At 45.8% G+C, this 21,442-nt stretch carries 18 protein-coding genes; 15 read left to right on the top strand and 3 right to left on the bottom strand.

All coding sequences use genetic code 11. From position 1 onward, the window contains the following. Positions 1 to 123: 123 nt before the first annotated feature. The 10 genes from B2W60_RS13595 to B2W60_RS13550 all read left to right on the top strand — a co-directional run bounded on the left by B2W60_RS13595 (position 124) and on the right by B2W60_RS13550 (position 8,718). A complete protein-coding gene (locus B2W60_RS13595) occupies positions 124 to 531 on the top strand; it encodes a ketosteroid isomerase-related protein (RefSeq protein ID WP_292359135.1) in 408 nt (135 codons plus the stop codon). 84 nt (positions 532 to 615) lie between these two features. Then, the gene (locus tag B2W60_RS13590) at positions 616 to 1,203 is read left to right on the top strand and encodes a GNAT family N-acetyltransferase (RefSeq protein WP_292359137.1); all 588 of its coding nucleotides are present in this window, start codon (positions 616 to 618) and stop codon (positions 1,201 to 1,203) included. Positions 1,204 to 1,339: 136 nt separating this feature from the next. Continuing rightward, positions 1,340 to 2,215 (top strand): carbon-nitrogen hydrolase family protein, encoded by an 876-nt coding sequence (locus tag B2W60_RS13585; RefSeq protein WP_292359138.1) that lies wholly within the window; start codon positions 1,340 to 1,342, stop codon positions 2,213 to 2,215. Positions 2,216 to 2,362: 147 nt separating this feature from the next. Then, positions 2,363 to 3,445, top strand: coding sequence for an iron-sulfur cluster carrier protein ApbC (apbC, locus tag B2W60_RS13580; protein WP_292359140.1), 1,083 nt, complete (start codon positions 2,363 to 2,365; stop codon positions 3,443 to 3,445). A 41-nt stretch (positions 3,446 to 3,486) separates the two neighbouring features. After that, a complete protein-coding gene (gene dcd / locus B2W60_RS13575; protein ID WP_292359142.1) occupies positions 3,487 to 4,053 on the top strand; it encodes a dCTP deaminase in 567 nt (188 codons plus the stop codon). Positions 4,054 to 4,061: 8 nt separating this feature from the next. Then, entirely contained in the window at positions 4,062 to 5,099 is a 1,038-nt protein-coding gene (locus tag B2W60_RS13570; protein ID WP_292359143.1) for a WD40 repeat domain-containing protein, read from the top strand. Positions 5,100 to 5,102: 3 nt separating this feature from the next. Continuing rightward, on the top strand, positions 5,103 to 5,420 hold the full coding sequence (locus B2W60_RS13565) for an NGG1p interacting factor NIF3 (RefSeq protein WP_292359145.1): 318 nt from the start codon (positions 5,103 to 5,105) through the stop codon (positions 5,418 to 5,420). A 4-nt stretch (positions 5,421 to 5,424) separates the two neighbouring features. Continuing rightward, the gene (pepN, locus tag B2W60_RS13560) at positions 5,425 to 8,076 is read left to right on the top strand and encodes an aminopeptidase N (RefSeq protein WP_292359147.1); all 2,652 of its coding nucleotides are present in this window, start codon (positions 5,425 to 5,427) and stop codon (positions 8,074 to 8,076) included. Next, positions 8,076 to 8,513, top strand: a complete 438-nt coding sequence (locus tag B2W60_RS13555) for an HIT family protein (protein WP_292359148.1) — start codon at positions 8,076 to 8,078, stop codon at positions 8,511 to 8,513. The genes pepN and B2W60_RS13555 overlap by 1 nt, the downstream gene beginning before the upstream one ends. A 25-nt stretch (positions 8,514 to 8,538) precedes the next feature. Continuing rightward, positions 8,539 to 8,718, top strand: coding sequence for a DUF2835 family protein (locus B2W60_RS13550; protein WP_292359151.1), 180 nt, complete (start codon positions 8,539 to 8,541; stop codon positions 8,716 to 8,718). 20 nt (positions 8,719 to 8,738) lie between these two features. Here B2W60_RS13550 and B2W60_RS13545 read toward each other — a convergent pair whose 3' ends face one another. Next, positions 8,739 to 9,176 (bottom strand): RDD family protein, encoded by a 438-nt coding sequence (locus tag B2W60_RS13545; protein ID WP_292359153.1) that lies wholly within the window; start codon positions 9,174 to 9,176, stop codon positions 8,739 to 8,741. 81 nt (positions 9,177 to 9,257) lie between these two features. On the opposite strand from B2W60_RS13545, the gene purL reads away from it, so the two are divergent. The 3 genes from purL (at position 9,258) to B2W60_RS13530 (ending at position 15,978) form a co-directional block, all read left to right on the top strand. Then, on the top strand, positions 9,258 to 13,142 hold the full coding sequence (gene purL / locus B2W60_RS13540) for a phosphoribosylformylglycinamidine synthase (RefSeq protein ID WP_292359155.1): 3,885 nt from the start codon (positions 9,258 to 9,260) through the stop codon (positions 13,140 to 13,142). A 74-nt stretch (positions 13,143 to 13,216) separates the two neighbouring features. Further along, complete coding sequence (locus tag B2W60_RS13535; RefSeq protein ID WP_292359157.1) at positions 13,217 to 15,382, top strand: diguanylate cyclase; 2,166 nt, start codon at positions 13,217 to 13,219, stop codon at positions 15,380 to 15,382. A gap of 146 nt (positions 15,383 to 15,528) precedes the next feature. Then, positions 15,529 to 15,978: an RT0821/Lpp0805 family surface protein gene (locus B2W60_RS13530; protein ID WP_292359159.1), complete on the top strand. Its 450-nt coding sequence runs from the start codon at positions 15,529 to 15,531 to the stop codon at positions 15,976 to 15,978. A gap of 91 nt (positions 15,979 to 16,069) precedes the next feature. Here B2W60_RS13530 and B2W60_RS13525 read toward each other — a convergent pair whose 3' ends face one another. Next, positions 16,070 to 16,795: a hypothetical protein gene (locus tag B2W60_RS13525; RefSeq protein ID WP_292359161.1), complete on the bottom strand. Its 726-nt coding sequence runs from the start codon at positions 16,793 to 16,795 to the stop codon at positions 16,070 to 16,072. A gap of 125 nt (positions 16,796 to 16,920) precedes the next feature. Here B2W60_RS13525 and B2W60_RS13520 point away from each other — a divergent pair, with 125 nt between their 5' ends. Both B2W60_RS13520 and B2W60_RS13515 read left to right on the top strand, forming a co-directional pair. After that, the gene (locus tag B2W60_RS13520) at positions 16,921 to 17,526 is read left to right on the top strand and encodes a LysE family translocator (RefSeq protein WP_292359163.1); all 606 of its coding nucleotides are present in this window, start codon (positions 16,921 to 16,923) and stop codon (positions 17,524 to 17,526) included. 252 nt (positions 17,527 to 17,778) lie between these two features. Continuing rightward, positions 17,779 to 19,392: a sensor domain-containing diguanylate cyclase gene (locus B2W60_RS13515; RefSeq protein WP_292359165.1), complete on the top strand. Its 1,614-nt coding sequence runs from the start codon at positions 17,779 to 17,781 to the stop codon at positions 19,390 to 19,392. A gap of 22 nt (positions 19,393 to 19,414) precedes the next feature. On the opposite strand, the gene B2W60_RS13510 is transcribed toward B2W60_RS13515, so the two are convergent. Beyond that, entirely contained in the window at positions 19,415 to 21,415 is a 2,001-nt protein-coding gene (locus tag B2W60_RS13510) for a hypothetical protein (RefSeq protein WP_292359167.1), read from the bottom strand. Positions 21,416 to 21,442 lie beyond the last annotated feature (27 nt).

Below are 21,442 nucleotides of genomic sequence, written 5' to 3'. Positions count from 1 at the left end.
GGATCTATTTTCTTTTATCTCCGTGCCCTCCGTGTCTCTGTGGTTAAATTAGTCGTTTCTGCTTTTCTTTGAAGCGTTTACACGTTAAAATTCGCGGTTTTTTTACTCACTGGGATCTGCAACATGAGCCAAGCTACAATCACATTGCTGCAAAACTACTACGATGCGTTCAACCGTCAGGATATGGATGCGTTTTTAAATATGCTGACTGACGATGTTATTCATGACGTCAACCAGGGTGGTCGTGAGGTTGGTAAAGAAAAATTCTCTGCATTTATGGACCGCATGAATGCCCATTACAAAGAACAAATCGTTGATATATCCATCACCACCAACGAAGCGGGTGACCGCGCTGCGGTTGAATTCACCGTATTAGGTGAATACCTGAGCACCGATGAAGGTTTACCGGAAGCTAACGGTCAGAAATACAATCTGCCAGCCGGTGCGTTTTTTGTGATTCGTGATGGCAAAGTGGCTCGTATCACCAACTACTACAACCTGGAAGACTGGGTGAAACAAGTCGTCGGTTAAACTGCAGGACAATCAGCCAGGCTGGAATGTATTTTCCAGTCTGGCTTTTTTATATGCCTTTCCATTGCACGGATTGAAATAACTATGCTGGAATTGAAACGTTTATCAGGTGAAGCCCTGAATCAATTTATTCCTGAACTGGCCAGATTGCGTATTCAGGTTTTCCGTGATTTTCCTTATCTCTATGATGGGGATCCGGATTACGAGGCTCGCTACCTGCAAACCTATATCGAAGCGCCTGACAGCGTGATTGTTTTAGCCTTTGATGGCGATAAGGTCGTCGGTGCATCGACCGGCATTCCGCTTAAATATGAAACAGATGACGTCAAAGCGCCGTTTATCAACGCGGGTATTGATGTCGATAGCGTATTTTATTGTGGTGAGTCGGTGTTGTTATCACAATATCGCGGGCAGGGTGCTGGTGTAGCGTTTTTTGATCATCGTGAACAGCATGCACGTGAACTAGGCGGTTATGAATACAGCTGTTTTTGCGGTGTTCAACGACCAGACGATCATCCGCGCCGTCCGGCAGGTTTCAGACCGCTGGATAATTTCTGGCGTAAGCGTGGTTATGAAAAACATCCTGAGCTGCACACCACCTTTAGCTGGAAAGAACTGGATGAAGCGAATGAGTCGCCCAAGCCAATGACTTTCTGGATGAAGAAACTCTAGCAAAGATCTGTTTTCTTAATATCCGTTCGCTTGTGTAGCGAAAGTAATTTTTACAAATAGTTTTTTTTGGCATTGAAATAAGGCTGAAATGCCCAATCTTTAATGTCCCGTTAACGATTTCCCGAGTTTGGTGCCAATGAGCAAAGTTAAAGTCGCTGCAGCACAGTACGATATCGGTTTTTTCAAGGACTGGTCGCAATTCACTGATAAATTGACTCAGTGGGTGGCTGAAGCCGTTGAAGAAAAGGCCAAACTGCTGGTGTTTCCGGAATATGGCAGCATGGAACTGGCTTCGTTATTTGGTGAAGCTATTTATACCGATCTCGGTAAGCAGTTACATTCGATGCAGGATGTGTATGCGGACTGGCAGGATCTGCATCATCAACTCAGCAAACAATACGATGTCATGATGCTGGCCAGTACGTTTCCGGTCCTGCAGGAAGATGGCACATTTCGTAACCGTGCGAATCTCTATGCACCGGATGGGCTGATTGGTTTTCAGGATAAGTTGATCATGACCCGCTTTGAAAATGAGCAATGGTTAATTCATCCAGGCCAACAGATTAAAGTGCTGGATACGGATGTCGGGCGTATTGGTATCAGTATTTGCTATGACATTGAATTTCCGATGATCGCCTATCAACAAGTCAATGCCGGAGCGGATTTAATTCTGGCACCAAGTTGCACCGATACCCAGGCCGGTTTTCATCGTGTACGGATTGGCTGTCAGGCACGTGCATTGGAAAATCAATGCTATGTTGTGCAGTCGCCTACGTTTGGTGAAGCTCGCTGGTCAGAAGCTGTTGATGTGAATACCGGGCGTGCCAGCATTTATACACCGGTGGATTATGGTTTTACCGATAATGGCATATTGATTGAAGGCGTGGCTGACAAGCCGGGTTGGGTCTGTGCTGATCTGGATTTGACAGAAATTGCCCGCGTTCGTGAGGAAGGTCAGGTCTTTAATTACCGGGATTGGCCTTTACAACACACATTATCCGGACCTGATTAAATTCGTTAAACACTTTAAACACCGCTGTTATAGCGGTGTTTTTCTCTGTATCAGCCAATAGCCCTGCAAGCAGTGTGGATGCAGCCAGTTTTGGCAGGGTATAAAATATTGAATCTAATTTAGCTTTGAAATATACAGGAGTCATGCATGACTAGCCCCGCGCAAATTGAGGAAATCGTCAAAAACTATCAGGATCCATCAACGCTGATAACGTTGGGCGAGACTCGTGCCACGGTTAAGGTTGTGCAGGATGACAATCAAACGCAGGTTGATGTGATTCTGGGCTACCCAGTCAAGGGTTATGCGGCTGAACTGGCCCAGAACTTAAAGCAATTAATTGAAGCTGATGGCGCAACCAATGTCAGCGTCAATATCACTACTAAAATCGTAAAGCATAAAGTACAGCAAGGCGTTCCGGCGCTGGAAAATGTCAAAAACATTATTGCCGTGGCCTCGGGTAAAGGTGGCGTAGGTAAATCTACCACTTCAGTTAATCTGGCATTGGCTCTGGCCGCTGAAGGCGCAACCGTGGGGATTTTGGATGCCGATATCTATGGCCCCAGCCAGCCACGCATGCTGGGCACTACGCAACGTCCGGAATCAGTGGATGGCAAATCGATTGAACCCATTGAAAGCTATGGCATTCAAAGTATGTCGATTGGCTTTTTAATCGATGAAGAAGAACCGATGATCTGGCGTGGTCCGATGGTGACGCAAGCCTTGCAACAAATGCTGGGCGACACTAATTGGAAATCACTGGATTATCTGGTCATTGATTTACCACCGGGTACGGGCGATATTCAGTTGACGCTGTCACAGAAAGTACCGGTCAGTGGTGCAGTTATTGTCACCACACCACAGGATATTTCCTTGCTCGATGCCCGTAAGGCATTGAAAATGTTTGAAAAGGTCAAGGTCCCGGTATTGGGTGTTATTGAAAACATGAGTACCCATATCTGCAGCCAATGCGGTCATGAAGAACATATTTTTGGTGCCGGTGGTGGACAATCAATGGCGGAACAATATGGTGTGAATATGCTGGGCAGCCTGCCATTGGATATTCATATCCGGGAAGATGCTGATAATGGGCAACCGACGGTGGTAAAAGATCCGGATGGAGATATTGCTCTGGCTTATCGAGTTATAGCCCGTCGTATTGCAGCCAACCTGGCCATGCAGGGTAAAAATTATGCAGCGGCCTTCCCGAATATAGTTATCAAGAACGACTAATCAGGCTATCATCAACATCTTTTGGGCTTTATTGACGGACTATGAGCATAAAATCAGATAAATGGATCCGCCGCATGGCAGAACAGCACGGCATGATTTCGCCGTTCGAACCGGGCCAGGTGCGTGAACGTGAAGGACAGCGCATTATTTCCTATGGCACTTCCAGCTACGGATATGATGTACGCTGTTCCACTGAGTTTAAAATCTTTACCAATATCAATTCAGCGATTGTCGACCCGAAGAATTTTGATGCCAGCAGTTTTGTGGATATCAACTCCGATGTCTGTATCATTCCGCCAAATTCATTTGCGCTGGCCCGCACCATCGAATCGTTTAAAATTCCGCGTAATGTGTTAACCATTTGTTTGGGCAAATCGACCTACGCGAGATGTGGCATTATTGTGAATGTCACGCCGTTAGAGCCTGAATGGGAAGGGCAGGTCACGCTGGAATTTTCCAACACCACGCCATTGCCAGCAAAAATCTATGCTCATGAAGGCGTTGCACAAATGCTGTTCTTCGAGTCTGATGAAATCTGTGAGACCTCCTATGCTGATCGGGCTGGTAAGTACCAGGGTCAGCAGGGTGTGACTCTGCCTAAATCCTGATTACGATTATGTCCGTGCGTAGTATCAGCAGATTCATTTTCCCGGGGCTGCTGCTATTGCTTGGCGGCTGTGAAGATCGACCACAACAGTCTTATGAGTGGCAACATAGTGATGGCAGTTACGCCGCTGTTTTTTCCGCGGATGGAAAATTTCTCTTATCGGCTGATGTAGATGCGGCTGCCAGACTCTGGGATCTGCAAACCAATCAGGTGAAGTACAGCTGGCAAAGTGAGGCTAAGGAGACAGTTCGTAGCACTTCCGTGGCTTTGGCAAAATCCAGTTCGCTCGCTGCAACGGTGGAGTTTGATACGGTTATGTTATGGAATACGGCGAATGGTATGCCGGAAAACAGACTGACCTTCCCGCTCAGAATTAAAGCGTTGGATATCTCTGCTGATGGTCGTTATTTATTACTGGCTTTGGCTGATAGCACGGCCGTTTATTTTGATATAGACGCCAATCGGGTACGTTATGTGTTTGAACATGATGGTGCCGCAGTCGATTCCCCTGTGAAGCATCCCATTAACACTGTGGCCATCTCCCCGGATGGTAAAACGGCTTTAACCGGTGGTGATGATCGTACGGCCAGGTTATGGGATCTGCAGAGCGGTGAACAGTTACAAAACTGGGTGCATAGTAATACTGTAAATCTGGTGAAGTATGATCCGCAAAGCCGATATGTATTTACTGCCGCGGATAATGGGCATGCTTATCTCTGGTCATTGGCAGATGGCCGTCTGCAATCACAATTGCGCAGTTCTGCATGGCCTAAATCAATGCCGGTTCCGGACTTTCCGGTTTTTACTACCACCACAACCGCCGTCAACTTTTCACAGGATGGCATGCTCCTGGTGACCGGTCATGCAGCAGAACGACTTTGTGTCTGGCAACTACCTCAAGGTGATAAATTACGTTGCTGGAAAGTGACCAGACAAAATCCGCTTAATCCCGGAATGGTCATACAGGCGGTGTCGTTTATTGCTAATGACAGTGCTGTATTAAGCATTGCCGGTACGGGTGAGGCGCAACAATGGCAGTGGAGGTAACACATGTACAAGCTGGTATTTTTTGTTCCGGAAACCCATAAAGAACTGGTTAAAGAAGCCATTTTTAATGCGGGTGCCGGACATTTTGACGGTTATGACTGCTGCAGCTGGGAAACACAGGGAATGGGACAGTTTCGCCCACTGGCAGGGAGTCAGCCATTTATCGGTGAAAGTGGAAAAGTTGAACAGGTAAATGAATACCGGGTTGAAACGATTTGTTCGAACGACACTATCAAAGCGGTTGTCTCAGCTTTGAAACTTGCACACCCATACGAAGAGCCTGCTTATCAGTACTGGCCAGTAAATCAAGAGGAATTTTAATTTAATGAACGCACCTGCGTCCCCAAAAACGATTCGTCTAGCGGATTATACGGTTCCATCCTACCTCGTTGACAATGTTGATCTGCAATTTGAGCTGGATGCTTCCACAACGCGCGTTATCAGCACTCTCAGTATGCGTCGTAATCCAAAAGGTCCAGGTGAGGACTGTGTGTTGAATGGTGAGCACCTTGAGCTGGTCAGTATCAAACTTGATGGCCGTTTATTAACTGCCGCTGAATTTCAACGTTCCAGTACGCAACTGATTCTGCCGCAATTACCGGAAAAATTTCAGCTGGAAATTGTGACTGAAATTCATCCAGATCAAAACACGGCTTTAGAAGGTTTATATCACTCTGGCGCGTTGGTATGCACCCAATGTGAGGCTGAGGGATTTCGGCGTATTACTTATTACCCGGATCGTCCTGATGTCATGGCGGTCTTTACGGTCACCATCACAGCCGATAAACAGCAATGGCCGATTCTGTTATCCAATGGCAATTTGCAGGAGCAGGGCGATCTGGAAGATGGACGTCATTGGGTACGCTGGCATGATCCACACCCTAAACCCTGTTATCTGTTTGCTTTGGTGGCCGGTGATTTATATATGCAACAGGATAAATTCACCACAGCAAGTGGTCGTGAAGTTACCTTGCAGATATATGTAGATAAAGAAAATCACGATAAATGTGACCATGCTTTAATGTCTTTAAAGCAATCCATGCGCTGGGATGAAGACAGCTACGGGCGTGAATACGATCTCGATGTATTCATGATTGTTGCCGTCAATGATTTCAATATGGGCGCCATGGAAAACAAAGGGTTGAATATCTTTAATGCGGCCTGTGTTCTGGCCAGCCCGAAAACAGCCACTGATAACGATTTCTATACCATTCAAAGCATTGTAGGGCATGAATATTTTCACAACTGGTCAGGTAACCGTGTGACTTGCCGTGACTGGTTTCAGTTAAGCCTGAAAGAAGGCTTTACGGTAATGCGTGATCAGTCATTCAGTGCCGATTTGAATTCTGCTGCAGTGCAACGTATTGATGATGTTGATCAGCTGCGAAGCCTGCAGTTTGCCGAAGATGCCGGCCCGATGGCCCATCCAGTGCGTCCCGATAGTTATATCGAGATCAGTAACTTTTATACCGTCACTATTTATGAAAAAGGCGCCGAAGTCGTGCGCATGATCAAAACCCTGGTTGGCGATGAAGGTTTCCGCAAGGGCACCGATTTATATTTTGACCGTCATGATGGTCAGGCAGTAACCACCGATGATTTTGTCAAAGCCATCGAAGATGCCAATCATATCGATTTAACGCAGTTCAAACGCTGGTATACCCAGGCGGGAACACCTGAAATTACGGCCACCTGTTCTTATGATGAGCGCAGCAAGATTTTTGAGCTCACCTTGTACCAGACGTGTCCTGCGACGCCGGGACAATCCGAAAAACAACCGTTTCTGATTCCGGTGGCGATGGGGTTATTGGATTCACAAGGTAATAGCCTGCCATTGCAATTGATTGATGAATCAGAGGCTTACACCTCTGATACCCGGGTATTGGAATTACGCGAAACTGAACAGAAATTTCAGTTTATCGGTGTAAAGCAAAAACCTGTTGTGTCATTACTTCGCGGCTTTTCGGCACCAGTGAAATTATCCATTGAACGAGATAATGAAGAGTTGGCGTTTCTGATGGCACATGAGAAAGACAGCTTTAACCGCTGGGATGCCGGACAAAGCCTGTTTATTCAAATCATGCTGTCCTTAATCAACGACTTCCAACAGAACAAAACCCTGAATCTGCCGGAAATTTTGCTGACACAGTGTGCTGCTGTACTGGAAGATCCTTCAGCAGATCCTGCGCTGGTTGCACGAATGCTGACCTTGCCTTCAGAAAATTATCTGGCGGCGCAAATGACAGTAGCCGATGTTGATGCAATCCATCAGGTACGTGATTTTGTAAAACGCACTTTGGCGATGCAGCTTAAAGCACAGTTTGATGCGTTATATCAGCAACATAATCTGCCAAACATACCGTATCAGTTCAATTCAGAACATATGGGACGCCGCAGTCTGAAAAATATGTGTTTGGGATATCTGATGGCAACCGGTGACCCGATGCAGACACAACGTTGTCTGAAACAGATGAAACAGGCAGACAATATGACCGACACCTTATCGGGTTTACGCTTGATGGTCGATCAGCCCGGTAGCGAACGTGAACATGCCTTACGCGCATTTTATGAACAATGGCAGCATGATCGTCAGGTGGTTGATAAATGGTTGACGGTACAGGCTTTATCCAACCTGCCTGATACCTTGATCCGCATTAAAGGTTTGATGAAACATCCTGCATTCAGTATTAAAAATCCGAATAATGTGCGGGCATTGATTGGACAGTTCTGCCGGAATAATCCAGCAGGATTTCATGCAATAGATGGTAGTGGGTATCGTTTTCTGGCTGAACAGATTTTGCTATTGGATAAGATAAATCCACAGGTTGCCTCCAGGCAATTAGGCGCATTTAATTCCTGGCGTCGTTATGATGCCAAACGCCAGCAAATGATGCGTGATGCTTTGAAAAATATTGCACAACAACAGGATCTCTCATCCGATGTCTATGAGATCGTCAATAAATATCTGGCGGATTAATGAAATTTGAATTACATCCTCAGCTAGCGGCTGACACCTTTGTGGTCGGAGATTTACCTCTTTGCCGTGTATTGTTAATGAATGATGCCAGGTATCCCTGGGTGATTCTGGTGCCACGTCGCATGGATGTCAGTGAAGTTTATGATTTATCAATGCAGGATCAGCAATTATTGTGGCAGGAGTCAGCATTAGTTGCTGAAAAACTGATGAAATTGACTCAGGCCGATAAAATGAATATTGCGGCATTGGGAAACGTGGTTCCACAGTTACATATGCATCATGTGGCTCGCTTTAAAACCGATGCAGTCTGGCCAAAACCGATTTGGGGTCAGGGCAATGCCAAGCCATACACTGACGCAGAAAAGCAAATGATGCTACGCAACATTAGTGAAATGTTCAGAGGGTTTCTCGTTAGTGGTCAAAGCCTTAACGTTTAGACTTCATGTCGATAAAGAAGAGGCAATGCGCTATTATCGAGGCGAAGCCTCTGCCGTTGTTGCTATAGCCGATTCGGGAGAGTCGTTGCAGTTTCCTGCTTTACATGTGCGTCGTTTCATTACCCAACACGGAATTCATGGCCGTTTTAGAATCCGTTTTGATGACAATCACAAACTGCTGAATCTAGAACGTATCTCCGATTGATGGCTAATCAGTTATAGAATTTATTGCTTTTTCGGGCTGTAGATAAGGTAGCTACCAGAAGCAATGTCAGGCCAGCTGAGTTTGTCCGGGCTAATCCATAGCCACCAGTATCCCAATCCTAATGGCAGCCATGAAAATATGCCAACAACAAATCTCAGAAATGCTTGCTGCCAGTTGATCCCGGTATTATTGCCGCTGATGAGATAAACCCGCCATGCACGCATACCAAGCGTTTGTCCGCCATGGGTCCAGAACCAGCCATAAAAAATAAATGCCACGCCCAGCAGATAGACAAAAAAGAATGGATTATTGGCACCGATTGCTTCACCTCCATTAAAGGCTACGGCTACCGCTGCGGCAACTAATAATACTGAGACTAACAGCATGCTGTCATAAAGCATCACCCCCAATAGTCTGAAAAGGCCGGGTTTATGCGATGTTGATATATTTTCGGTCATGACAAAAGCTCAATTTTATTGGGCGAATTCGGGCGTATAAAGTATCATTATCGCTTTAATTATCTGTGAATTGGGTTTCAAATGCTGCAATTGGTTGGCCGTCCGGCTTTCTCTGCTTTCCGAATTGAAAAATTGCTCCGCGCCATCCGCGCAGAAGTCACCACGGTAAGCGCATTAAGAAGTGAATATCAGTATTTCGCTGAACTGGAAGGTGACGGTCAACTTAGCGAAGCTGATATTGCCACACTCAGCGAAATGCTTGAAGCAAGCAAGGGTAATAGCAAAGTACAGGATCAGGAAAACCTGTTTTTAATTACACCACGTCCCGGCACTATCTCACCGTGGTCCAGTAAAGCGACGGACATTGTGCATAACAGCGGTTTGACCGATATCGTTCGGGTTGAGCGCGGTATTGCATTTTATGTCAGCAGTAAAGCGACCTTAACCAGCGAACAGCGCTCGATTATTGCCGCGAAGCTGCACGATCGCATGATCGAAACTGTGTTTGATAATGAAGATGATGCTGAGCAATTGTTCATGCATACAGCTCCCAGACCCTTATTGTCTGTTGATATCCTCAATGGTGGCCGTCAGGCATTGGTTGCAGCCAATCAAAATCTGGGCCTGGCCCTGGCTGACGATGAAGTTGATTACCTGTTTGAAAATTTCACTGCCCTTAATCGCAATCCAAATGACATTGAACTTATGATGTTTGCTCAGGCCAACTCTGAGCATTGCCGTCATAAAATTTTCAAGGCCGACTGGGTTATTGATGGCAAAACGCAGGATCGCAGCCTGTTCGATATGATTCGTTATACCCACGAGCAACACCCAGAAGGTGTTGTGAAAGCTTATAACGATAATTCATCAGTTATCGAAGGCCCGCGCAGTCATCGTTTTCAGGTGGATATGAAAGACAATCACTACTGCTACGAAGGTGAGCAGCAGCATATCCTGATGAAAGTGGAAACCCATAATCATCCAACCGCTATTTCACCCTTTCCGGGTGCAGCAACCGGTGCCGGTGGCGAGATTCGTGATGAAGGCGCTACAGGTCGTGGTTCCAAACCTAAAGCAGGTTTAACTGGATTTTCGGTTTCTAATTTACAAATCCCCGGTTTTGAACAACCTTGGGAAACCGATTACGGCAAACCTGCCCGTATCGCTTCAGCGCTGCAGATCATGGTTGATGGTCCATTAGGCGGCGCAGCATTTAACAATGAATTTGGCCGTCCTAATCTTTGTGGGTATTTCCGTACTTATGAAGCCAAAGTTCCGTCGGATAATGGTTTTGAAGTACGTGGTTATCACAAACCAATTATGGTAGCCGGTGGCTTGGGTAGTATTCGACCTCAGCATGTTGAAAAACACATTATGCAACCTGGCACCCAGCTGATCGTGCTTGGTGGTCCGGCGATGCTGATTGGTCTGGGTGGCGGTGCCGCTTCATCTGTTGCTTCCGGTACCAGTGAAGAAGGTCTTGATTTTGCTTCAGTACAACGGGGCAATCCGGAAATGGAACGTCGATGTCAGGAAGTCATAGATCGCTGTGTGGCGTTAAATGACAAAAACCCGATTGTTTCGATTCATGATGTGGGGGCGGGTGGTTTATCCAATGCCTTTCCTGAACTGGTAGATGACAGTGGCCGTGGTGGGCGTTTTGAGCTGCGGGTGATTCCCAACGATGAACCAGGTATGTCACCGATGGAAATCTGGTGTAACGAGTCACAGGAACGTTATGTGCTGGGTGTAAATCCGGAAGATGTTGAGTTATTCCAGGCGATTTGTGAGCGTGAGCGTTGCCCGTGGGCTATCGTTGGTGAAACCACAGAAGACCAGCATTTATTGCTCGGTGATGCGCAATTTGAAAATCATCCGATTGATATGCCGTTATCGCTGTTGTTAGGCAAACCACCCAAAATGCTGCGTGATGTTAAACATCACAGCAAACCCAAACCCGAACTGGATTTGAGCGGTATTACCGTTAGCGATGCGTTGGAAAGGGTCTTAAAACTACCGACAGTGGCCAGTAAAAACTTCCTGATTACCATTGGTGATCGCAGCATTACCGGTCTGGTTGCCCGTGATCAGATGGTGGGTCCATGGCAGGTTCCAGTGGCTGACTGTGCCGTTACATTGGCTGATCATCATGGCTTGCTGGGCGAAGCCATGTCGATGGGTGAACGTACGCCTTTAGCGGTGATTGATGCACCGGCATCGGGTCGTATGGCAATTGGTGAAGCGTTAACCAATATCGCTGCCGCCGATATTGAGAAAATCAGTGATGTCAAACTGTCAGCAAACTGGATGGCTGCCTGCGGTCATAGTGGTGAAGATGCACTTCTGTATGACACCGTCAAAGCCGTCGGTATGGAGTTGTGTCCACAATTAGGCATTGCGATTCCAGTGGGTAAAGATTCGCTATCGATGAAAACTGTCTGGGAAGATCGTGGTGAAACCAAAGCAGTTACTTCGCCACTATCGCTGATTATTAGTGCTTTCGCGCCAGTGACAGATGCAAGCAAAACGCTTACTCCTCAATTACGTACCGATTTAGGTGAGACCCAGTTAATTTATTTGGATCTTGGACATGGTCATAACCGTTTGGCGACCTCTGCATTAGCTCAGGTATACAACCAGGTTGGTCATCGTGGTCCGGATGTCGATGATGCACGCAATCTGAAAAACTTCTTTGCGGCCATGCAACAGCTGAAACAGGATGCCTTGGTATTGGCTTATCACGATCGTAGTGACGGCGGCCTTATTACCACGTTGTGTGAAATGGCGTTTGCCGGTCATTGCGGTCTGAATATCCGCATTGATGGCTTAGGTGACGCTTTGCCAGTGTTGTTTAACGAAGAACTGGGGGCGGTGATTCAGATTAAGGCTGAACATCAGGATGCTGTCATAGAAGTCCTGCAACAGTTTGAGCTCAGCAAACATAGCCATCTGATTGGCGAAGTAACAGCAGAACAAACGATTCAATTCAGTGTTAATGGTAAACAGGTATTAAACCAGTCTCGTCATGTATTACAAAAATTCTGGTCGGAAACCAGTTACCGCATGCAGGCTTTGCGTGACAATCCAGACTGCGCCGAGCAGGAATATGCGGCATTGGATGATGCGCAGGATCCCGGTTTGCATGCCAGACTGAGTTTTGATTTGAAAGAACAAGTGGCAGCTCCCTTTATTATCAGTGGTCATCGTCCAAAAATGGCGATACTGCGAGAGCAAGGGGTAAACGGACAAATGGAAATGGCCGCGGCGTTTGACCATGCCGGCTTTACTGCTGTTGATATACACATGAGTGATATTGTAGAAGGCCGCGTTTCCCTGGCTGATTTCAAAGGTCTGGTTGCCTGCGGTGGTTTCTCTTACGGTGACGTATTGGGTGCAGGGCGTGGCTGGGCCAGTACGGTGTTGCATAATGCCCGGGCTCGCGATGAGTTTGCGGCATTTTTTGCTCGTGAAGATACCTTCTCCCTTGGCGTATGTAATGGCTGTCAAATGCTGTCACAACTCAAATCACTGATTCCTGGCAGTGAACATTGGCCGCGTTTCAGCCGCAACCTTTCTGAACAGTTTGAAGCACGCTTCTCATTGGTTGAAATCACTGAGTCGCCATCAATCCTGTTACAGGGTATGGCGGGTTCTGTCATGCCCATCGCCGTAGCACATGGTGAAGGTCGCATTGATTTCTCTGAAGGTGGCAGCATGAATGATGCCCTGGTGGCAATGCGTTTTGTCGATCATTATGGTCAGGCGACCGAGCGTTATCCATTTAATCCAAATGGTTCTGAAAATGGCCATACCGGTTTTACCACAACAGATGGTCGTGTCACTATTATGATGCCGCATCCGGAACGAGTAATTCGTAGCGTTCAGCATTCATGGCATCCAGATGACTGGGGCAAAGATGCTCCCTGGTTACGGGTTTTCCATAATGCACGCCGATGGATAGGCTAAGTCATGGATACCCCTTTGAGTGATCAAAGGGGTATTTTTTTGCCTGTGTATATAAAACATTTGAAGTGCAGGTTATGAGTGATTTATCTATCCATAATTTATCACTAACGAGTCGTTTGGCTCGTTTGCTTTTGTTTATGGCGCTACTGGTGGCGCAGGGCGTGTTATTTGCCGCGACAACGGTACAAACCGATCTTGAAAACTGGCAATACCGTTGGGGAGATTCTCCTTTTATTGACGGCAAACCAGAATGGGCTATGCCGGATCAGCAAAACCATTCTGACTGGCTGGCTATACCCAAACCAGCACATCCCCCCAATCGACAGGGCAGAGAAAATATCTGGTATCGCACCACGCTGCCAGAAACAAATCTGATTGATCCGGTGGTGTTTATTTCCAGTATTGATTTAATTGCTGAGGTTTATCTTGAACAGCAACTCATCTATCGCTTTGGGAATTTTGATGCTGATGGCAAGGGCGATTATCAAGGCTGGCCCTGGCACATAATTGGGTTACCTGATGATTACGTCGGCAAAACCTTATATTTCCGTGTTTATTCGGATTACACGGATATTGGTTTATGGGGAGAAAAGAAACTGCTGGAACGCTCAGCCGCTTTACTGAATATATTGAAAAATTCCTACACGGATTTAATTGTTTCTGCGTTCTTTTTCTTTATTGCGCTGCTTGCTTTTGCATTTTCTGCCATGCGTGGAGATAACCGCGAATTTATTTATCTCGGTCTGTTTTCGCTGGCCAGCGCCGGAAACCTGTTAGGGGAGAGTCAGGCAGTACAACTACTGATTTATGCTCCACTGGCTAAAACCTATCTAGCGGCTATTTCGTATTTTTCGATCCCGATTTTTATCGCCTTGATTCTGAACTACTGGCTGGCTGAACAGGGCGACAAGCTTATGCTGCGTATTGCCCAAATGCATATCACGTACGTATTGATTTGCCTTGTATTGTCTTTGTCGGGCATCTGGCATCTGGCTTATTTTTACCCGATTTTTGACATGTTGTTTATCGTGACGTTGAGCATCATGCTGTGGATTTGTGTCCGTCATTTTAAGGTGATGAGTTTTGAACAACGTTTGGTCATGGGAGCATTTGGTATTTATGCCATTTTTTTCCTGATTGATATGTGCATAGCACATGGCCTCTTGCCATGGATAGATTTTCCTTTGGCCTACGGGGGGCTAATCTTTGCCCTGATGCTGGTGATGATTTCACTGAGACATTATCGCCAGACGCAGCAGGCATTAACGGAATTAAATGTCATGCTGGAGAAGCGGGTATCCGAACGTACAGCATCTTTACAGAATTATGTGCAACTTGAACAGCAGCGGGCCAATCAGCTTGCATTGATTAATGAGTTCAGCCTACGGCTGGAAAGCATTATCAGTCGGTTGCAACGATCCCAGAGTCTTGAGCAAGCTGGCAATCTGATTTGCCATGAACTACATAACGTTTTTGCGCCGATACAGTTACATGTAAACATGGTTAATGAATTTGCTGATTTATCCCCACAAGCTGTGCTCAACGATAAATATCGAATTGATGTTGAGGATTTGCAGCTTGGCAAACAAACGTTTATTACTTTCAATTTACCCGACATTTCCTCAGAAACGGCGGAGACCCGGCAATCGATTGAACAGTTTGTTTCTCGCGCTATCGATAGACTAAGCGTGACATTAAGCGGTATTAAACTCAGAGAAGATCTGCACATTATGTCGTTTGAAGATGCACTGACCGGATTGAAAAACCGTCGCTTTTTCGATGATGCCCTGCAGCGGGAAATTCAAATTGCCCAGCGCCACCGACAGGCCATTTCGCTGTTAATTTGTGATATCGATCATTTCAAAGAATTTAATGATCAGTTTGGTCATGATGCGGGTGATCTGGCATTACGCGAGGTTGCATCTTTAATGCTGGAACACTTCCGAGAAACAGATATACCTTGCCGGTACGGCGGAGAAGAATTTGTGGTACTCATGCCAGAAGCCAACCTCAACGATGCATTGGAACGGGCAAAATCCTTGTTGCTTAAAATATCCTCAAAAACAATAACCTATAATGGAAAAGACTTGAGCAACCTGACTATTTCGATTGGTATCAGCGGTTGGGACGGCAAGGGTAAATTGCCAGCGCAGTTGTTACCGGATGCTGACAAGGCACTGTATCGGGCAAAACTGGCTGGACGTAACCGTGTTGAAATTGCTACCGGAAACATTCTGTAATTTTTTCGACTTTTGCCGGTGCTTTTGACTAACGCTGGAATGAAAGTTTTTGTAAAGGTGTGGCCTATCACCGTAAAAGTAGAATTTAATCGTCTAAAATACAGTCATATTGATAAAGCGATAGTAAATATTCATAAGGAGAAAATATGAAACGACTTTTAACAATGATCTTTGCAATGGTATTTACGGTCAGTATGGCTGGCTGTCAGCTCAATAAACAATCAGTGGGCGCTGGCGTGGGTGGTGTAGCCGGTGGTGTACTGGGTTCAAACGTTGGTGGTGGTACCGGTCGAACGGCAGCCATTATAGGTGGTACTTTGCTTGGTGCGATGATTGGTGGGCATATTGGTGGCGAAATGGATGAACTGGATAGACGTCGTACTTATGAAACATTTGAGAACACCCCAACGGGTCGTACCAACTCATGGAATAATCCGGATACCGGCGCACAATACAGTGTGACTCCTACACGCACTTATGAAACGAATAATCGCCCATGCCGTGAATACGAGATGGATGCCTATATTGATGGCCAGCGTGAAGTGGTTAAAGGCACGGCCTGTCGCAACGCCAATGGAGAATGGGTTAACCAGTAAGCGCTATGCGACAACACATTGATAAAAAAACCGACTTACGTCGGTTTTTTTATGGTTGAAATATCCAATAGACTGCCTTGTTGCAGCAGGGTTATTTTTTACAGAGCGGCCCAATTTGATAAAAACGTCGACATTTGAACTCTTGTTCACATTGAGATAGTTGGCTGGAGAATAATCTGCTTCGCTCGCCAACCTGACGTGCAGTATCTATCACACGCGGTTTCTGCCGGTAACTTGCGAGACGATAGCCAGTTTGACCTTCATGATAAGCCAGATAAAGGTGAGTCGGATTATCCAGGGTGATATTGAGCCTATTTTGAGTGCGCTGGTTATACCAGCCGATAAAGTCCGTGGCATATTTCATATGCGTGCGCCTGGCCAGTGGATTTCCAACATCCTTCATATATTCTCCCCAAACCGGATTCTGTGCCTGAGCATATCCGTAGGCTGACGAAGACCTGCTCCAGGGAATAAATCCCAGTAACTTACGCCTTGGGGGACGGATATTGCTACGAAAACCCGACTCGCTGTGAATAAAAGCCATCTGCGTTGCTATGGGGGATCCCCATGTTTGTTCAGAGGCTTTTGCATAGTCATACCACTGTGGTTGTTCGCGGAATATGCTGCATATATTATTTTGATTAGCCGGAGGATCAGGGGGTAAAAGCGAACAGCCTGTCAAAAATGCAAACAAACCGGACAACATCAGGCATTGAAGTGCACGTCGTTTAAATAAACGGTTATTGATAAGCGGTTGATTGGTCATGTTGGGATGAAGGGAGATATGGCCAGATTCCTGAATATCAAAAAAACGCATATAGTTGCAGGTTAGCAGGCTCTGGAGATCGAAGCGTCAGATTATCCACCAGCTGAAATGTTTTTATTAAAACTTATTTGTTATCAAAGCCTTTGTAAATGGAATTAAGTTTAAGTATACAGGCCATGACTGGCTTATTAATCAGCCTGGCGGTACTGGCTGCCATGCCGAGTGTCAGTGTGTTTACAGTCTCATCCAGAGCCGCTTTATATGGCTTCAGGCATGGTATAGCCGTGACTTTTGGAATTGTTCTGGCGGATATCCTGTTTATCTGTCTCGCACTGTATGGCATGACGCTGCTGCTACCGTGGATTGGAGAGTGGGAATGGCTCATTCGGTTTATTGCAGCAGGCTATCTTTTCTGGCTGGCAATTCATTTATGGCGAAGAAAGCAACGACCTGTTGTTGATGAGCCTGTAGATTTAGGACGACAAAGGTCATTAAAAACCAGTTTTATGATGGGACTGATGGTGACATTACTGGATCAAAAAGCCATCCTGTTTTATATGGGGTTTTTTCCTGCATGGCTGGATTTGAATCTGTTAACCAGCTTCGACACCGTTATCATTCTGTTGCTGACAGTGCTCGCTGTTGGCGGAGTTAAAAGTACTTATGCCTATCTGGCTGCAACAGCGGGTCAGGCCTATCTAACCAAAAGCCTGGCAAATTGGCATAAACTGGCCGCAATACTGTTATCTATTGTGGGTGTAATGATTGTTTTTTCGTTATAGGCAAAGATATAAAAAATAGTTTATTTCAGTAATATCAGTGATAAACAACGATCCAATACGATTCAATAATAAAAAACGGTAGACAACATGATTATTTTTTGTCATTTGTTATAAAACTGTAAAAACGCTTTATAAGAAACTGATCTGCAAGCAGTTCACCGGGGGGCACATGATTGATAGAACATTATTGAATAAACCATCTGCCATCAGGTCTTTTCTAATGTTCTCAAATCAACGTAGGTCATCATTTCAATGATGATTGGTTTAAAGTCTATATTGCCGTTAAGCCGATATATTGATTTTAATGTCTTCAAGGCAATGCTGTTTGTAGGCTTTGCCTATTATTTTGGTGCGTTAATTGGGATTCATCAAACCATAACACCTGAAGGTATCGCCATTTTATGGCCGCCTAATGCAATTTTACTCGCTGCTTTTTTAATTTATCCCTGTCGTTATCTGCCTTTTGTTGCTGTGGCCGGCATCATTGCTGAACTGATAGCTGCTATTCCGGCGTTTCCAGTCTGGTCAGCCATTGGCTTTTCATTGATAAATATTTTGTCGGTGTCTTTAGCTGCATTTTTGATTCGACGTAAAAGTGGTCAGGATTTTAATTTTGACCGGTTAAAAAACGGTGCTTACTTTTTATTCTTTGCACCCTTTCTATCGGCTGCTTTGGCTGGAATGTTCGGTGCTGGGATATATTTGTTACTTGGAAGAACGGATACCAGTTATCTGAGTTTATGGCAGATATGGTGGTTCGGTGATGCATTGGCGATGCTGATATTAACGCCATTAATCGTTGTTTTATGGCGATGGATTCAGGCAGGATTACCGCATTTTAAACTGCATTTTCTGTTGGAAGCACTATTGATCTGGATGGCAGTCATTATTATTGGGTATCAAAGCTTTAGCGTTGAATCCTATGAAAAAGCATTCCTGTTTTTTACCCCGATATGGTTGGTTCTGCTTGGTGTGGTGGCGGCCATCAGACTGGGGGTGGTTGGCGCTTCAGCGACCGTTACATTGATAACGATTTTTGCTGTTGAACATTTAATGCGTGGTACGCATCCTATTATTGTGAATACGCCGCAGAATGCCGTTTGGTTGACGCAGGAATACCTGGCCATAATCGCCATTGTTTCGGTTGGTTTAGCCCTACTGATTCAGGAAATTGCTGAACAGCGTGATGTGCTTGAGCAACACGAAAATGCGTTGAAAGCACAGAATCAATTTTTAGAAGAAAGAGTAAATGAACGTACGATAGCACTGAAAGAAGTGAATCAGGCACTGCAGCAGGCTAATAATCTGTTGGCCAAGAGTGCTGCCACAGACGAGCTGACCGGTATATCCAATCGGCGGCATTTTCTCAGTGAAGTGAAACGCGAATTACATCGGTTAAAGCTGGATGGACAAACCGCCAGTGCCATTATGATCGATCTGGATCACTTTAAACTGGTTAATGATAATCTGGGGCATGAAGCCGGAGATATGGTGTTACGCGAAATTATCACGCCAATCAGCACTGCAATTAGACCTCGGGATTTATTTGGTCGTATGGGCGGAGAAGAGTTCCTGGTGTTTTTATCCGGTGCTGACCACCAAATGGCAGATATTGTGGCAGAGCGTATCCGAAAGGAAATCGAAAATCTGCAGGTAGTCTATCGAGAACAGAAAGTCCAGATAACGGCGAGCTTCGGTGTAGCAGAATGGGATGGTCATGCTGATCTCGATGAACTGTTCTATCAGGCAGACAAAGCGCTTTATCATGCGAAAAACCGTGGAAGGAACCAGGTTTTCAACTTGACTGAAACAGAAACCAATCCTGACACAAAATCAGTGCATGAAGACCACACAGAATTACCATAAAATCGTGTTACAAGGCTGGAACTTAACTGTTTAATTCAGGTAAACGGCTGGCTCCCCAACTGCGATGAATGCGTTCAATAACGCGTTGTAACTCTTCGGTTTTAACCAAAGCAAACTGTCCCGGTTCGAGCGGATCGTAATGAAAGATATACAGTCGCGAGGCAAACTCTTCAAATGGTAATGAAGCTTCGCCGAAACGTTCAGAATGCCCTGAAGTACTGACCTGAATGTCATCCCCCCAGTTCTGGCCACTGTCATTATTGGGATTGTAAAAATAGACCCGCATGACATTATCCGGATCCAGAGTGACCCTTAAAATAGTGATGGCATGCCAGCCCACAAAGCGCATGGCACTGTCGGTGACAGCGATACCGGCTGGCTGAGGATGGATCAGTGGTTGGTTGTCATTGTAATAGGGATGATAACTGGCATAAAAATGTCTGAGAAATACTTCAAGTTGCATTAATTTGCCTGAAGCTACATCGACATTAATACTGAAACCACGTCCACACCACCAGCCGTGAAATTCAGGGTTGACCCAGCGATGCGGATCGCCTTCGCGGTCGATACAGCAACGACCCATTTCAGCATAAATCCGATCCAGATGCGGGACCAAAATTAATGAGACTGGATCCAAATCCATTGGCAAATGACTGGCGATACCCGAAAGACTATCTTGTGAAGAGATCGCCTTGCCTTCGAAATGCATAATGATTTCATCATCACGTGCAGCCCAGACCACCATCTGCAGCAGATAATCTGGATCATTATAGGCCCACATCGACATGGCACGTGCCGACTGACAGGTAGGGTTATTACCCTGGCCAATACCTAATGGTTGTCCGAGCACGCACAACACGCCTGCCAATAGTCGATTGCTCGCGCACGGTGAATCGCCAAATAAGGAATTCAGTCGTTGCTCGGCAGCGGGGGATAAAGGCAATGATAATTGGCGCCACAAAGAGGGTGCCATAGCCGATTGATAAAGAATGCCACGCTCCAGCATCAATGCCAGACCGTAAATACCCTGAGCGGTTTCAGGATGAATAGCCTTGGCAATTAAGGCTCGCACCAGATCGCTGTAAGAAAGCAGACAATCCCGACCTGTTGAAGATAAACCCAATGCCTCACTCAGCAAATAATCAGTCTCTTCCGATAAATGACGAAGTAATACTGAATGATAGGGAGAAACCAGACCAGTATCATGCATCGCACGAGCAAATCCGCTGGCTTCGTACTGTAAGGCGGCATTATCCATGCTCTGCAGCCGTTGCTGATAGATTTCGACACCCGGATCTTCACGACACGCCTGAGTCGGGCCAAACAGACTACTGATCAACCGATCTGCACCCTGACCACTGTTGCCCATATCAATATCGGGATTTTGGCGGCAGATGGCAATTTGCGTCACCATCTGTTTAACATGCTCAACTTGAATAGGCCGTTGTTGCAGAATCCGCCAGATTTCATCAATCAACTGATCAATGACATGCTCATAGCCAATACTTTCTGCCAGATGATGCAACAGACCCCGACTGATATCCGCTAAGCGTCCTTGTAACTCGCGTTCAGCTTCATCAGCTACGGAAAATAAGCGTCTCAGATTAACCGCGAGTACCTGTGTCAAAAAATGATGTGCCTGCTCTGACGAAATCTCCGGGTGTACGAAGTCTTGTTTGGCTACCGCCAAAAACCGTAATTCACTCAAGGTTTCAATGATCACGGTATACACATCATTGCTCAGTAATGCCGGCGCACTGAGCGCCGGTATCAGGATTTGCGGTTTGGCATAATCCGAATTATCAAAGGCTCCAGCCTGTTCAATACGATCAATATACTGCGTAATAAGTTTAAAACCGTCATCTGCATGTAATACCCGTTTTACGATATCAAACAAGCGTCCAGCCTTAGTGGGTTTACTGAAACTTGGCGCCTGTTGCAGTTGTTTAATGGCTTCTTCCAGCCGTTCAATCAGCAAAGGATGATTCGGATCTGGATTTTCAATGACATTGGATTCAATCAAACTGTTTTCCTACTTTTTCTGCTTGCA

Source organism: Methylophaga sp. UBA2496 (genome assembly GCF_002341635.1).
Classification (GTDB): domain Bacteria; phylum Pseudomonadota; class Gammaproteobacteria; order Nitrosococcales; family Methylophagaceae; genus Methylophaga.
This window is presented reverse-complemented; position numbering and strand designations above follow the sequence as displayed.